The following is a 15,434-nucleotide window of genomic DNA, read 5'->3' as shown; positions in this document are numbered from 1 at the left end:
GATCGTTTTTCCTATGCTTTTTTAGTTGGAACTATTTTGATTGCCGAGCTTGTCTGCCCATTCACGCATTTTGTCTAAGCCCGTCCAGTCGGCATCTACATAGGTAATAGCCTGAGTTGGACACGCAGTTGCACATGCTGGATCGCCGCCACATAAATCACACTTCTGAACCTTGCCAGTATCTTGAACATAATTAATAGTTCCAAAGGGACAAGAAATCGTACACACCTTGCAACCTACACAGGTGTCATCGGAAACAACTTTGGCTCCAGTGAGGATATCCAAGCTAATCGCATCAACGGGACAAGCCTGAAGACACCAAGCTTCTGCACACTGGGTGCAGGTATAAGGAACCTTCTTCCCTGTATCGTGAAACTCGAATACTTTAATTCGGGACTTAGAGGTATTAAACACTCCATAGTGCTCATAACTGCAAGCCATCTCACATTGAAGACAGCCTGTGCATTTATCTGCATTGATGTGCAGGGACTTTTGCATACCGGTTCCTTTGGCTCATAACTGCAATTTCTTGCATATAAGAGAAGATCTTGATCGATCTAAGGATATCTAGATAGCTAGGGAAAGCCCTAGCTATTGGGCTAAAAATAAAAATGGAGGCCAGGGCCTCCATCTAAATTACACCATAAAAAATTATTGGCTTATTAAGCTAATGCTCCGCAGCAGTTCTTGTATTTCTTCCCGCTACCGCAGGTGCAAGGGTCATTGCGACCAACCTTAGGGCCACTTCGAATGGGTGCTGGAACTATTTCAATTGCTGCGCCACGATCGCCGGTTGACCCCGCCACCTCAAGATCTGCATCGGCATGCTGATACTGCACATCTGAGAGTTTGGCCAAGTCCTCATTCATTGACTCGGAGGCTTCATCTAACTCGCTTGCGCTACGGATTTGGACTGTCATGATGTTTTTTACAACATCATTCTTAATGACGTTGAGCAACTCACCATACAGCTCGAATGCTTCGCGGCGATATTCTTGTTTTGGATCTTTTTGAGCATAGCCGCGCAAATGGATACCTTGACGCAAATGGTCCAAGGCAGCCAAATGCTCGCGCCAATGGGTATCTAAGCTGTAGAGTAAAACAGAGCGCTCAAATCCAGCAAAGGATGGGCGTCCAGAAAGCTCCACTTTTGCATCATATGACTCTTTTGCCGCCTCTAGAACGCGATCAACGATTTGCTCATCGTCCATAGATTCCGCATTTTCAACCCAATTTTTCAGGTCAACAGTTAAGCCCCAATCGCTAGCCAATACATTCTCCAGGCCAACTAAGTCCCACTGCTCTTCCATGGATTCCAAAGGAACATAAATCGCACAAACGCCACGCAATACATCTTCACGCAAATTGGCAATCAGATCACCAACATCGGCGCTTTCCAATACTTCATTTCTAAGGCGATAGGTTTCTTTACGCTGATCATTAGCGACGTCGTCATACTCCAACAACTGTTTACGAATATCAAAGTTACGGCCTTCAACCTTACGCTGGGCAGACTCAATCGAGCGAGTCACCATACCTGCTTCAATTGGCTCACCGTCTGGCATCTTGAGACGATCCATCACTGCACGCAGACGTTCTCCAGCAAAAATACGCAGAAGAGCATCGTCCAAGGAGAGGTAAAAACGGGAAGAGCCTGAGTCACCTTGGCGACCAGCACGACCGCGCAGCTGATTATCAATACGTCGACTCTCGTGACGCTCAGTACCAATAATGTGTAAACCACCCGCAGCTAAAACTTGATCATGCAAACTTTGCCATTCGTCCTGAAGGATCCTAATCTTGGCAGCTTTTTCCGCGTCCGAAAGCGCGGCATCCACTTCAATTAAAGAGGATTGCTTACCAACGTTTCCACCCAAAACAATATCTGTTCCACGACCAGCCATATTGGTAGCAATGGTGATCATCTTTGGTCTACCGGCTTGAGCAATGATCTCAGCTTCCCGAGCATGTTGCTTCGCATTCAGAACTTGATGCGGTAACTTACGCTGAGTCAGTAGGCCTGCGATTAACTCTGAGTTTTCGATTGAAGTCGTACCAACCAATACAGGTTGGCCACGCTCATAACAATCCTCAATGTCTTTGATGACCGCATCGTAGCGCTCACGCGAAGTCTTAAAGATCTGGTCTTGACGATCTTTTCTTTGACTGATGCGGTTTGGCGGAATAACTACTGTCTCAAGGTTATAAATTTCCTTGAACTCATATGCTTCTGTGTCAGCAGTACCAGTCATGCCAGCCAACTTGCCGTACATGCGGAAGTAATTCTGGAAAGTAATTGTGGCTAGCGTTTGATTCTCATTCTGAATCGGAACGCCTTCTTTAGCTTCAACCGCCTGATGCAAGCCATCAGACCAGCGACGACCCTGCATTAAGCGGCCAGTGAACTCATCAACAATGATGACTTCCTTATTCTGGACAACATAATGTTGGTCACGGTGATACAAAGAATGTGCGCGCAATGCTGCGTACACGTGATGCATCAAAGTAATATTTTGCGGGGAGTACAAAGAATCGCCATCATTTAAAGCGCCCAGTTCAACTAAGACTGTTTCTGCTTTGTCATGGCCACGCTCTGTTAAATAGACCTGCTGGGACTTTTCGTCTACCCAGTAATCGCCTGCCTTTTCAACACCAGTGCCATCGGCTTTTTCTTCACCAATTTGACGCTCTAAATACGTTGGTAATACATTAATCTTGATGTACAGATCAGTGTGATCTTCAGCCTGACCAGAAATGATTAATGGGGTACGCGCCTCATCAATCAGAATAGAGTCAACCTCATCAACGATCGCATAAGCTAGGCCACGCTGAACACGTTGACCTAAATCTTGCACCATATTGTCACGGAGGTAATCAAAACCAAACTCATTATTAGTACCGTAGGTGATATCAGCAGCATAAGCTTCTTGCTTAGTCGTGTGATCCATCTGGGACAGATTGACGCCCACCTTCATACCCAAGAAGTTGTAGAGCGTTGACATCCACTCAGCATCTCGCTGAGCCAAGTAATCATTTACTGTAATGACGTGAACACCCCTACCGGTTAAGGCATTTAAATACACAGGAAGCGTAGCAGTTAAGGTTTTACCTTCACCAGTTCCCATCTCAGCAATCTTGCCTTGATGTAATGCAAGTCCACCCATCATCTGCGCATCAAAATGGCGCATTTTCATCACCCGTGAGCTGGCCTCACGAACTACTGCAAAAGCCTCTGGCGCAATATCATCTAATGACTCGCCCGCAGCTAAACGCGACTTGAACTCAGCAGTTTTTGCTTGCAATGCGGCATCATCCAAAGCTTGCAGGCTAGGCTCGAAAGCACCAACCTTAGCAACCACTTTGCGATACTGTTTTAAGAGGCGGTCGTTTCGACTGCCGACCAGGGTTTTAAGAAGACCGATTACCATGGGATATTGAAGTAAATTAAGACCTTGAGTTTATCACCCGCACCCTCTTTTTATATGAACTTTGCCCCTAAACCTGTCCGTACTAAAGCCGCCCATGAGTGGCTGGAGTATTTGCGTGACTCTGAAGGTTTGGGCGGAATCCTAGCTAAAACAGAAGATCTGGCCAAACTCAAAATTACGCTCAAAGCTGCTCTGTTTGAATTAGATTTAGATAACTTGGCACCCAAAATTGAGCCTGGATGGCGTTCTGGCTGTCAGGATGAACTGTTTTTGCTAGTCAACGGGGCAAGTGTTGCCACCCGTCTTCAGCAAATATTACCTAGCTTAATCAATGAGTTAGCTAAAAAAGGGGTGGTCTGTACTGGCATTAAGGTACGCCTCAAGCCGGTACCACCGACCTGGGAGATTAAACCTCGTGAGGGGCATCAAGCAAGTCAGAAGCCAAGAGGGTTTAACTCTGTAGCAAGGGCTTCTTGGGAATCATTATTGGATAAGTTGGCACCGGATTCCGATCTGCGGAAGGCGGTTGAACGTCTTCTTCACAGCAAGCCTAAATAGCCTAGAAAAAGAGGGGTTGACTCTCTTTTGAATAAGCTGATGGAGCCTTATTTTCGGCAAAGCTACTGATTTCATAAGCGCTTGGATCCTCCAAAAGCTTGCGTAAAAGCGCATTATTTAAGGCATGTCCTGATTTTTCAGCGACGTAAGATCCTACTATTGGGTGTCCAACTAAATATAGATCGCCAATGGCATCCAGAATTTTGTGACGAACAAATTCGTCTTCGTAACGCAATTCTTCGTTATTCAGGATTCGATGCTCATCGAGCACAATCGCATTATCCAAACTTCCACCCCGCGCTAATCCCATTTCTCGCAATGCTTCAACTTCATGAGCAAAGCCAAAAGTACGGGCACGACCAATCTCACTTCGATAAGCATGTTCTGCAAAATCTACTACAAAGCGCTGACCAGTCTTGTCGACCGCCGGGTGCTTAAAGTCGATGGTGAAATCTAACTTAAACCCAAAGAAAGGTTCTAGGCGTGCAAGCTTGTCACCCTCTTTCACTTCTATAGGTTTTTTAATCACCACAAACTGTCTTGGTGCCTCTTGCTCAGCAATGCCAGCTGATTCCATCAAGAACAGAAAGGAGGCTGCACTACCATCCATGATGGGCACTTCTTCACCATCAAGTTCAATCAATAAATTATCAAACCCTAGGCCTGCACAAGCTGAGAGTAAATGCTCTACCGTGGAGACGCGCACTCCATCCTTTTGAATCACTGATGCTAGACGGGTGTCGCAAACCGCCAGAGCAGTGGCCGGCACAACCGATTGCTCTGGGGTATCTACGCGTACAAACAAGATTCCTGAATTTACCGGCGCAGGTTTAATAGATAAAGTCACCTTACGCCCTGAATGCAAGCCAATCCCCACAGTTTTAATTGGGGTGGCGATTGTGCGTTGCTTCATCATGGCTTTATCTAAATTCAGGAATAATTTCTCTTACAGCTTCTTCAAAATGGAAGCAGCATCGCTCACTTCAAACTTACCAGGCACTTCACGATCCAAAGTTGTTACTACACCATTTTCAACAATCATGGCATAGCGATCTGAACGAACACCCAAGCCGCGAGCAGTCAAATCTAACTCGAGGCCAAGTTTCTTGGTGAACTCAGCACTACCATCACCCAACATGCGGATCTTTTTGCCAACCTTTTGATCCCGGCCCCACGCACCCATAACAAATGGATCGTTTACCGAAATACACCAAATTTCATCAACACCTTTTGCTTTGATTGCATCAAAGTGCTCTACATAGCTAGGAACATGCTTTGCTGAGCAAGTAGGTGTAAATGCACCAGGTAATGCAAAGATCACCACTTTTTTACCAGCGGTCAATTTTTCAACTTCAAATGCATTTGGCCCAATAGCGCAACCTTCACTCGCTTCATCTAAGAACTCATAAAGAGTGGCGTTTGGTAATTTTTGTCCGATTGCGATCATAAAGCCTCCAATAAAATAGTTGTGATGAGTTTGCCAACGCTAGCGCGGGATTCGTCGTCCGGAGGGGCGCCGCGCTGGCATTCTGCAACTACCTATTGTATTAAGCAGTTAATTAATCTGCTTGCTTACGTAAAAAAGCTGGGATTTCGTAGTAATCAGCCCCTTTTTCCAACATGGACTTAGCTTGTGGAGAGCTATCAGCACCTAATGTAGGGGCTGGTGTAGCTTCACGAGAACTGCGGAATACCCGTGGCAAATCATATTGACTGTAATCAACACTGCTGGTGGCTGGCTGAGAAGCCATTGAAGGCGCACTACCGGCACCAGTCATTGCCAAACCAGCGCTAGTACTCAGAGCTGAGTCCAAACTTACTTTACTCATTGCTGCTGACGCGCTTGCTGGAGCAAAGCTGTTTAAGTCAGCCATGGTTGGCATTGCATCATGGGTACCAGTGGCCTGCCTCCAAACTACCTCAGGTTGATGTTTTTGACGAGCTTGTGGATTATTCAAGCCTGTTGCCACCACAGTAACGCGTAAGGCATCACCCAAACTCTCGTCATACACGGTACCGAAGATCACGGTAGCGTCATCCGCAGCATAGCCACGAATTGCAGCCATCACTTCACGAGTCTCAGACAATTTGAGTGAACGACTAGCAGTGATGTTGACCAATACGCCACGTGCACCAGATAGATCCACACCTTCAAGCAATGGTGAGGCTACTGCAGCTTCAGCAGCTAAACGTGCACGATCCATGCCAGAAACTGTTGCAGTCCCCATCATCGCCTTGCCTTGCTCGCCCATCACTGTTTTCACATCCTCAAAGTCGACGTTGATCAAACCTTGAACGTTAATGATTTCTGCAATACCCGAAACCGCGTTATGCAATACATCATCCGCGCATGCGAATGCCTTATCAAACTCAGCATCCTCACCCATCACCTCAAAGAGTTTCTCATTGAGAACTACGATCAAAGAATCTACATAAGATTCGAGTTCAGCCGCACCATTTTCAGCAACCTTGAGACGCTTGACACCCTCAAAATCAAATGGCTTACTGATAACACCAACCGTCAAAATTCCCATCTCTTTAGCAACTTGAGCAACGATTGGAGCTGCGCCAGTACCTGTACCACCACCCATACCAGCAGTGATGAATACCATATGCGCACCTTGCAATGTATCTGCAATACGTGTACGCGCTTCTTCAGCAGAGGCTGCACCGATTTCTGGTTTTGCGCCAGCACCGAGTCCGCTAGAGCCTAGTTGCAAATTCACAGATGCCTCTGAACGCTGTAAAGCGCCAGCATCGGTGTTCATGCAAATAAACTCTACGCCATTAACACCGCGACGAATCATGTGCTGAACTGCATTACCACCTGCACCACCAACTCCAACCACTTTAATAATGGTTTTGCCGGCTGTTTCTTGATCTAACATTTCAAATTCCATATACCCTCCTAGGTAATAAGTACTACATTGACGACGACGAAAAACTTAAAAATTTCCTGCGAACCATTCCTTCATGCGCGAGATAACACTTTGCAATGCGCCTGACTGAGATACTCGACGGCCACGCAATAGTTGCGCCTGACCTTCCATTAATAAACCGATGCTGGTAGCGAATCTCGGACTACGTAAGACTTCATGTAAGTGACCACGATATTCAGGTGTACCAATACGTGCAGGCCGTAAGAAGACTTGTTCAGCAAGTTCAACCATTCCTGGCATTAACGCGGTACCGCCAGTGAGCACGATCCCTGAAGACACCATATCTTCGTATCCAGAATCACGCACCACTCCTCGTACCAAAGTAAATAACTCTTCAACACGTGGTTCGATCACCGCAGCTAAGGCCTGTTTAGACATTGGTCGTGGCTCACGATCACCTACACCAGGTACATCAATCATGGTGGATGGGTCTGCCATATCTTGGCGAGCGATACCATACTGAATTTTTAAATCTTCTGCATCAATAGTTGGGGTGCGCAAGGCCATTGCAATGTCATTAGTAATTTGATCGCCTGCAATTGGGATCACTGCAGTATGACGAATCGAGCCTTGGCAATAAATTGCGATATCAGTTGTACCGCCACCAATATCCACTAAAACGACACCCAATTCTTTTTCATCTTCAGTTAGTACAGCTAAGCTAGATGCGAGCGGCTGCAAGATGAGATCATTGACTTCTAGGCCACAACGGCGCACACATTTCACAATATTTTGCGCAGCACTAACGGCGCCAGTAACAATATGTACTTTCACCTCTAAGCGTAAACCGCTCATGCCAATTGGCTCACGAACATCTTCTTGCCCATCAATGATGAATTCTTGAACAAGAATGTGAAGGATCTGTTGATCAGTTGGAATATTGATTGCTTTAGCGGTCTCTAAAACACGCTCAACATCACCAGCACTGACCTCTTTATCACGAATGGCTACCATACCGCTAGAGTTAAAGCTCACAATATGATTTCCAGCGATACCAGTAAAGACCTGAACGATCTGACGATCAGCCATCACCTCAGCTTCTTCAAGCGCCTTTTGAATAGATTGAACAGTTGCCTCGATATTGACAACAACACCTTTTTTCAAACCTTTGGATGCAGTTTGACCGACACCAACGACATTGAATTGGCCATCAACACCTAGTTCAGCAACCAAAGCAACCACCTTGGAGGTTCCAATATCCAATCCGACTAGTACATCGCGGTTGTCTTTACTCATTCTCATTCCTCATTGCTTCTGCTCACTTTTTTTGCCGTCTACTTCATTCTTTTTCAAATTTGCCGAAGCAAGATGTACTGCAAAACCATTTGCATAACGCAAGTCAATTGCGTCTACGCGATTAGCCCACTTCTCTTGAACCTCTGGCCAATATTTAAAGAGGCGCGCCACTCGATCCTCAGTTAATGTTTTGTCGGAGTTCTCTTCATCCCTGCCGAACTCCACTTTCATACCATTGGATAACTTCACATGCCAGGCATACCGCTCAGAAAGGGTTAAGCTTTTGACTTCGGCACTCCAAGGCTTAAACCAGGCATTCGCTCTCTCATACAAGCGCATAACTTCTTTGCTTGCATCTTCTGGACCTGAGAAATCAACCAATTGAATTCCGTCTCCTACATCAGAAACACGTCCAGCAAAAAGCTCACCGTGGGTATTCATTAAGGTATGGCTATCAGCCCCACCCCAAGTACCAAATGGCTTTTGCTCTTCAATGCTCACAATCAATCCGTTAGGCCAGACCCTACGAACATTGGCATGACGCACCCATGGCATGGACTCGAAACCACGCTTCACATCCTCTAGCCGCACACTGAAAAAATTACCTTGGACAGTTTCTAAAACCTGCTGTTTCACTACAGGCTTATTAATATGTTTGAGTGTTTCACCAGCTACCGGCTCTATTACGACTTGGCGCAAGGCAAAAACTGGGCGCTGACTTAACCACACCAAAATTCCAACGCAAACCATGACTGCAAAACAGCGCATCAAGAAGCGGCTCAACTTTTTCATCCGCTCTGGATGATTCCAAAGCGGAGATGCCAGTGAAGCAAATATCTCACCGAAGCCGTTTAAGAAGGCGCTCATCCGACTCATGCTTGCCCATCCCCTTTACTTTTTAGGGTTTGGCTAATGACCCACAGCACTAGCTCGGCATATTCAACACCAGCTGCTTTTGCCGCCATAGGTACCAAAGAATGCGAAGTCATCCCTGGGGAAGTATTCATTTCTAAAAGATAGGGTTTTCCAGTTTGCTTATCTAACATCACATCAGCACGACCCCAAGTCCTGCAGCCGAGAGCACGATAAGCAGCTAACGCTAGTTCTTGAACTGCTTGATTGACCTCTGGTGCTAAGTCAGTTGGGCACAAGTATTTAGTCTCATCAGAGAAATACTTATTATGGAAATCGTAGTTAGCTTCTGGTGGAATAATTTTGATCACCGGCAAAGCCTCAGCATCAGCGCCAAATCCAACCAATGGGCAAGTGAGCTCATCGCCAACAATACAAGTTTCGGCAATGACTTTTTTATCCATTCCAGCGGCCAGCCTATAGGCTGCAGGCAACTCGTCGACGGATTTCACTTTAGTTAAACCGAGTGAAGAACCCTCATGTGCTGGCTTAACAATCAACGGTAGACCCAAATGCTTCACCACTGCATTCCAATCACTATCCGCTTTCAACTCCTGAAACTCTGGTGTTGAAAGACCGCTACTGAGCCAGACAAGCTTTGTCGCAATTTTGTCGATTGCCAATGCAGAGGCTAGTACACCGCTACCGGTATAAGGCAAACCCAAAAGTTCAAGTAATCCCTGGATCGTGCCATCTTCACCATAGCGTCCATGCAAGGAAATAAAGATGCGGTCAAATTTTTCATTTGCCAATTCAGTTGGGCAACGTAATCCCGGGTCAAATGGATACGCATCAACCCCTTTAGAGAGGAGCGCTTCCAATACACCATTTCCCGACATTAAGGAAATCTCGCGCTCACCAGAGCGGCCGCCTAGCAACACGCCGACCCGACCAAGAGACTTAATATCTAAGTTTGCGAGCTCTTGCTTCACTCGCTCACCCCAAGGAAGCAACTGTTGATTTTGCTTAGACATGTTTTGACTCCGCTAATACATTAGGTAAGCCAGAGATAGAACCTGCCCCCATCGTGATTAAGACATCGCCATCACGCAATAAAGTGCTGAGTTTTTCTGGCATTTCCGCGATGCTTGGTGCAAAGGCCACAGCTGCACTATCTAAGGAGCCACTTACAGTCTTATCAGCGGAGAGTGCTGCCTTCATGAGACTTTGGCCATCAGCACCTGGAATCTTCGCTTCACCAGCTGGATAGACTTCAGTAAGCACAAGTGCATCAAAGTTTTTCAGGACTTGCACAAATTCACCAAAACAATCGCGAGTTCTTGTGAAGCGATGTGGTTGAAATGCTAGTACCAATCGACGATCTGGGTAAGCACCACGCGCTGCAGATAAAGTAGCCGCCATCTCAACAGGGTGGTGTCCATAATCATCTATCAAAGTGAAACTTCCACCAGATGCCAGCGGAATCTCTCCATATCTTTGGAAGCGACGACCAACACCACTAAATTCAGATAAAGCTTTCACTATGGCTTCATCACCAACACCTAATTCCGTAGCAATACCAATTGCTGCTAATGCATTTCGTACATTGTGTAAACCAGGTAAATTGAGTTGCACCTCAAGACGACCCGGCTTGTTGCCATGGCGACGTACTGTTTTACGATCCACCGTAAAGTGCATACGCGTACCCTCAGCACGCACATTACTTGCACGAATATCCGCATCCTCAGACAAGCCGTAACGCAGCACCGGCTGAGATACGAACGGAATAATGTCTCGAACGTTGGCATCATCAATACAGAGCACTGCCACACCATAAAAAGGCATACGCTGAATAAACTGAACAAATGCTTGCTTTAACCTTGCCATGTCATGCTGGTAGGTATCCATATGATCAGCATCAATATTGGTAACTACCTCCATTGCTGGAAATAGTTGCAAGAAAGAAGCATCAGACTCGTCTGCCTCGACCACAATGAAATCGCCCCGACCTAGGCGCGCATTGGCGCCAGCAGAATTTAACTTCCCACCAATTACAAAGGTTGGGTCTAAGCCGCCTTCAGCTAAGACTGAGGCAACCAAACTGGTGGTCGTTGTTTTGCCATGAGTTCCTGCAATCGCTATACCCTGCTTTAAACGCATGAGTTCACCAAGCATGACGGCACGCTGAATCACAGGCACCTTGGCTGCGCGAGCAGCTAGCACCTCAGGATTGTTTCCTGCAACCGCAGTAGAAATCACCACTGCCTCTGCGGTACCAATATTTTTAGGATCATGCCCAATATGAATTACAGCACCCAAATCTGTAAGGCGCTTCGTTGCTGCGCCTTCAGCTAAATCAGATCCAGACACCTGATATCCCAGATTCAGAAGCACCTCGGCAATACCGCTCATGCCTGCGCCACCGATCCCAACAAAATGGATTTGCTGAACGATATGTTTCATATACCTACTCCCGCACAATCTGCACATACTTCAGCTACACGCTGAGTTGCATGGGGCTTAGCCAAAGCATGAGCACGCTCAGCCATCACTTGTAAATCTTGACGATTAAAATTTTGAATCATGGATGCGAGATCCTGTGGATTGAGATCTTGTTGTGGCAACAAAATGGCAGCATCTGCATCTGATAAAAATTGTGCATTGGCAGTTTGGTGATCATCAATCGCATATGGAAATGGGATTAAACAAGAAGCCACACCACATGCTGCAATTTCTGAAACAGTCATTGCGCCCGAGCGACAAATGACAAGATCTGCTTGAGCGTAAGCGGTTGGCATATCGTCAATAAAGGAACGGATATCAGCAGTAACACCTAAGTCAACATATCGCTGCTGTAGATCTGCGAGATGCTTCTCTCCAGCCTGGTGCATCACATATGGACGCGCATCTTTATCCATCAATGCCAAGGCTGATGGAATTGCTTCATTTAAGGCAGCCGCACCTAAACTTCCACCAACCACCAAAATGCGCAGAGGTCCCGTGCGCTCTTCATAACGTTTTGCTGGCGCAGCCATAGTGTCGAATTCTTCACGGATTGGATTTCCGACCCACTCAGCATGAGCCATCGTATCTGGGAAACCAGTCAAGGTACGCATAGCAATTTTGGCTAAAGCGCGATTCGCACTTCCCGCCACAGAATTGGCTTCATGTAAAACCAGCGGCCTCTTCAAAAGCTTAGTCATCAACCCGCCAGGAAATGTAATGTATCCACCCATACCCAAGACCACATTTGGCTTAATGCGGCGCATGATCTTAAAACTCTGGAAGCTGGCCCTTGCAAGGTTAAATGGCAGCATCAGTTTGGCTTTGATGCCTTTGCCACGCAAGCCACCAAAATCAACGGCTTCAAATGGGAAATCACAAGCTTTTACTAGTCGATACTCCATACCACTCTGATTACCAAGCCAAGATACATTCCATCCACAAACGCGCAAATATTCAGCCACTGCTATACCTGGGAAGATATGTCCGCCAGTACCTCCAGCCATGATCAAGATGGATGGTTTGGTCATAACTTACCTCCCCGCATCAAGATTCGGTTTTCATAATCAATACGAAGCAGCATTGCTACTGCGACTGCATTCATCAAAATTCCTGAGCCACCATAACTGACTAAAGGAAGAGTTAAGCCTTTGGTTGGAAGTAAGCCCAAGTTCACACCCATATTGATAAATGCCTGCCAACCAATCCATATCGCCACACCTTTAGCAGCCAGACCAGCAAAGCTGCGATCCAATTGCAAGGCAGTACGGCCGATGAGGAATGCGCGGCGTACGATCCAGTAGAACAAGAAAATCATTACCACTACACCAATAAAACCAAGCTCTTCACCAATCACCGCCATGATGAAATCGGTATGCGCTTCGGGAAGGTAATGTAACTTTTCAACACTTCCGCCTAAACCTACGCCAAACCATTCCCCACGACCAAATGCCATAAGTGAGTGCGTTAATTGATAGCCCTTATTTGCTGCGTTATCGACTTGCCATGGATCCATAAATGCCAACATGCGGCCGCGACGGAAAGGTGAGAGTGCAATCATGATGGCGCCACTCATGAGGCCAACCAAAATCAAACCACCAAATAACTTGGCATTAATGCCGCCCAAGAACAAAATTCCAAAGGCAATTAAGGCAACCACAACAAATGCACCCATATCGGGTTCAGCCATGAGCAAGCCACCAACCAAGGCAACCGCAATACCCATTGGCAACATGCCTTTCACAAATGAGTGGAGATACTCTTGGCGCTGTACCGTATAACTTGCGGCAAAAATCACTGCAGCAAATTTCATTAATTCAGATGGCTGAAAATTCATGAGACCCAATGGGATCCAACGCTTAGCACCATTCACGCCTTTTCCAACACCAGGAATAAGTACCGCAATTAACAGGAGAACAGTAAATCCGAAAATGATTGGGGAATAACGATCCCAAACATGGGTTGGGATTTTGAATACCCAAATAGCAACACCAATGGCAATGGCTAATGAAATGCAATGACGAATCAAGAAATAATTGCTGCTGTAGTTTGCATACTTAGGGCCATCAGCCAAAGTAATCGATGCAGAGTAGACCATCACTAAACCAATTAAGGCTAGTGACAATACCGCCCAAACTAATAACTGGTCATAGTCCATCATGCGTGAGCGAGTTTGCTCAACACCAGAAACTGCGTCTCTCAAGCCGCTTCGGAAATTGTCTATCCCGCCTCTGGAGAAATTCCAGAAGCGGCCAAGACCCAATCTATTTTCAGGAAAAAGTTTTTCCTTCAAACTCATGCATCTGCTCCTTGGAATTGCATTCCCAGCTCTTCAACTTCAGCAACAAACGCCTCTGCGCGTGCTACGTAATCGCTAAACTGGTCAAAGCTGGCGCAAGCCGGTGAGAGCAAAACAATATCGCCAGACTGAGCTTGTTGTGCAGCTGCAGTCACTGCATTTTGCAAAGTCTCACTCATCACACAGGGGACTGAGTCGGCCAAAGCCTCAGCAATAATTGGGGCGTCCTTGCCAATTAGGAAAACACCTTTTACAAAACGTAGCGCAGGATCGCGTAAGGGGCCAAAGTCTTGACCCTTGCCTTCTCCACCAGCAATTAACCAGATCCGCTTGCCAGACTCATTGGCGCTTAAGCCATTTAATGCAGCTACTGTTGCTCCTACATTGGTGCCCTTACTATCGTCCACATATTCAACATTGGACACAATGGACACACTTTGAACGCGGTGAGGCTCACCTTGGTAATCACGTAATCCATGCAAGAGCATATTCATCGGCAAACCAGCTGCTCGTGCTAAGGCTAGTGCAGCCAATGCATTCAAAGCGTTATGACGACCACGAATGCGTAAGGCATCAGCAGGGATTAAACGCTTTAGTCTTAATGGCTCGTCCTCTACAACGGCTACTTTGCGACGGCGTTTTGGCTGTGGCTCAACATCTTCGTCCACCTCGGCCCAGACCAGCCAATCAATTCCACCGGCACGCAGATCATGCTCAATTCCAAAAGCGCCCTGCTCATCAGGACGACTAGCGCCAAAAGTAATGACTGATTGATTGGCTTTTTGCTCATCGGTGAGCAAATTCATGACTAGTGAATCGTCACGATTCAAGATACAGATTGTGTCTTGTCCAAAGATATTGGCTTTTGCATCAACATAGGCCTGCATATCCCCATGCCAATCCAAATGATCTTGGGTAATATTTAATACAGTAGCTGCCGTTGCATTAAAAGTGCTCGTATAAACCAGTTGGAAGCTGGAGAGTTCAAGCACCCAAATCTCTGGCATATCGGCAACTTGATCAGACTCATCCAAGCAAGACATCAGCTTATCTAAAGCGGCTGGGCTGATATTGCCAGCAACAGCAACACGCTTGCCAGCACGTTCACACAACTGCCCTGTTAGCGCAGTCGTTGTTGTTTTTCCATTAGTTCCGGTGATAGCTAATACAGCAGGATGATATTGAGACTGATTCAGTTGAGCCATCCGGTCCAATGCAGCAATCGCTCTCGCAAAGAACTCCAACTCTCCCCAGATATCAATATTAGATTCTTGCACCTTAGCCAAGAAAGAGGCTATTGGCTCCTGCAGTGGTGATAGGCCAGGACTGATTCCGATAACATCGACACCCTTTAAATGAGCGTCATCAAGAGGTCCAAAGTAAGTCTCTTTGAGTCCCGAAAATTCAAGATCGGCCAACCATGCTTTTTGGCGCTCATTTAACTGCTCACGATCACGTGTATCTGCCAAGCTGACTTTTGCGGCATTCCTCAAGCACCACTTAGCCATGGCATAACCAGACTCTCCCAATCCTAGGATTAAGAAATGCTGAGGCGCTTGATAGCCCTCATCTGCGATGAGAGCTGGGTTAGCGAAGGCTTGGTCTAAGTTATGCATATTC

The 15,434-nt window shown here is 46.5% G+C and carries 13 protein-coding genes; 1 reads left to right on the top strand and 12 read right to left on the bottom strand.

Features of this window, described 5'->3' with window-relative positions:
• Nucleotides 1–21: 21 nt before the first annotated feature.
• Together FD975_RS00940 and secA are read right to left on the bottom strand one after the other, a co-directional pair.
• Complete coding sequence (locus tag FD975_RS00940; protein WP_215302433.1) at nucleotides 22–498, bottom strand: 4Fe-4S dicluster domain-containing protein; 477 nt, start codon at nucleotides 496–498, stop codon at nucleotides 22–24.
• Nucleotides 499–662: 164 nt separating this feature from the next.
• Nucleotides 663–3,428 carry a preprotein translocase subunit SecA gene (gene secA / locus FD975_RS00935; protein WP_215302432.1) on the bottom strand — a complete coding sequence of 922 codons (2,766 nt, stop codon included), beginning with the start codon at nucleotides 3,426–3,428 and terminating at the stop codon, nucleotides 663–665.
• Between the two features lie 24 nt (nucleotides 3,429–3,452).
• On the opposite strand from secA, the gene FD975_RS00930 reads away from it, so the two are divergent.
• On the top strand, nucleotides 3,453–3,986 hold the full coding sequence (locus FD975_RS00930; protein ID WP_251371226.1) for a hypothetical protein: 534 nt from the start codon (nucleotides 3,453–3,455) through the stop codon (nucleotides 3,984–3,986).
• A 1-nt stretch (nucleotide 3,987) separates the two neighbouring features.
• Here FD975_RS00930 and lpxC read toward each other — a convergent pair whose 3' ends face one another.
• The 10 genes from lpxC to murD form a co-directional block, all read right to left on the bottom strand.
• Nucleotides 3,988–4,902: a UDP-3-O-acyl-N-acetylglucosamine deacetylase gene (lpxC, locus tag FD975_RS00925; protein ID WP_215302431.1), complete on the bottom strand. Its 915-nt coding sequence runs from the start codon at nucleotides 4,900–4,902 to the stop codon at nucleotides 3,988–3,990.
• A 30-nt stretch (nucleotides 4,903–4,932) separates the two neighbouring features.
• Nucleotides 4,933–5,433, bottom strand: a complete 501-nt coding sequence (locus tag FD975_RS00920; protein ID WP_215302430.1) for a peroxiredoxin — start codon at nucleotides 5,431–5,433, stop codon at nucleotides 4,933–4,935.
• Between the two features lie 112 nt (nucleotides 5,434–5,545).
• Nucleotides 5,546–6,886, bottom strand: coding sequence for a cell division protein FtsZ (gene ftsZ / locus FD975_RS00915; RefSeq protein WP_215302429.1), 1,341 nt, complete (start codon nucleotides 6,884–6,886; stop codon nucleotides 5,546–5,548).
• A 45-nt stretch (nucleotides 6,887–6,931) separates the two neighbouring features.
• On the bottom strand, nucleotides 6,932–8,161 hold the full coding sequence (gene ftsA, locus FD975_RS00910) for a cell division protein FtsA (RefSeq protein WP_215302428.1): 1,230 nt from the start codon (nucleotides 8,159–8,161) through the stop codon (nucleotides 6,932–6,934).
• 9 nt (nucleotides 8,162–8,170) lie between these two features.
• Nucleotides 8,171–9,037, bottom strand: a complete 867-nt coding sequence (locus FD975_RS00905) for a cell division protein FtsQ/DivIB (protein WP_251371216.1) — start codon at nucleotides 9,035–9,037, stop codon at nucleotides 8,171–8,173.
• The gene (locus FD975_RS00900) at nucleotides 9,034–10,047 is read right to left on the bottom strand and encodes a D-alanine--D-alanine ligase (RefSeq protein WP_215302427.1); all 1,014 of its coding nucleotides are present in this window, start codon (nucleotides 10,045–10,047) and stop codon (nucleotides 9,034–9,036) included. The genes FD975_RS00905 and FD975_RS00900 overlap by 4 nt, the downstream gene beginning before the upstream one ends.
• Complete coding sequence (gene murC / locus FD975_RS00895) at nucleotides 10,040–11,476, bottom strand: UDP-N-acetylmuramate--L-alanine ligase (protein WP_215302426.1); 1,437 nt, start codon at nucleotides 11,474–11,476, stop codon at nucleotides 10,040–10,042. The genes FD975_RS00900 and murC overlap by 8 nt, the downstream gene beginning before the upstream one ends.
• Nucleotides 11,473–12,546: an undecaprenyldiphospho-muramoylpentapeptide beta-N-acetylglucosaminyltransferase gene (murG, locus tag FD975_RS00890; protein ID WP_215302425.1), complete on the bottom strand. Its 1,074-nt coding sequence runs from the start codon at nucleotides 12,544–12,546 to the stop codon at nucleotides 11,473–11,475. The genes murC and murG overlap by 4 nt, the downstream gene beginning before the upstream one ends.
• Entirely contained in the window at nucleotides 12,543–13,814 is a 1,272-nt protein-coding gene (gene ftsW, locus FD975_RS00885; protein WP_215302424.1) for a putative lipid II flippase FtsW, read from the bottom strand. Before ftsW ends, murG begins: the two co-directional genes overlap by 4 nt.
• Complete coding sequence (gene murD, locus FD975_RS00880) at nucleotides 13,811–15,430, bottom strand: UDP-N-acetylmuramoyl-L-alanine--D-glutamate ligase (protein ID WP_215302423.1); 1,620 nt, start codon at nucleotides 15,428–15,430, stop codon at nucleotides 13,811–13,813. The genes ftsW and murD overlap by 4 nt, the downstream gene beginning before the upstream one ends.
• Between the last annotated feature and the right edge of the window lie 4 nt (nucleotides 15,431–15,434).

It is taken from the genome of Polynucleobacter sp. AP-Jannik-300A-C4 (genome assembly GCF_018688335.1).
Lineage (GTDB): Bacteria > Pseudomonadota > Gammaproteobacteria > Burkholderiales > Burkholderiaceae > Polynucleobacter.
Note: the sequence above shows the minus strand (reverse complement) of the source record. Positions and strands in the feature narration are given on the sequence as shown.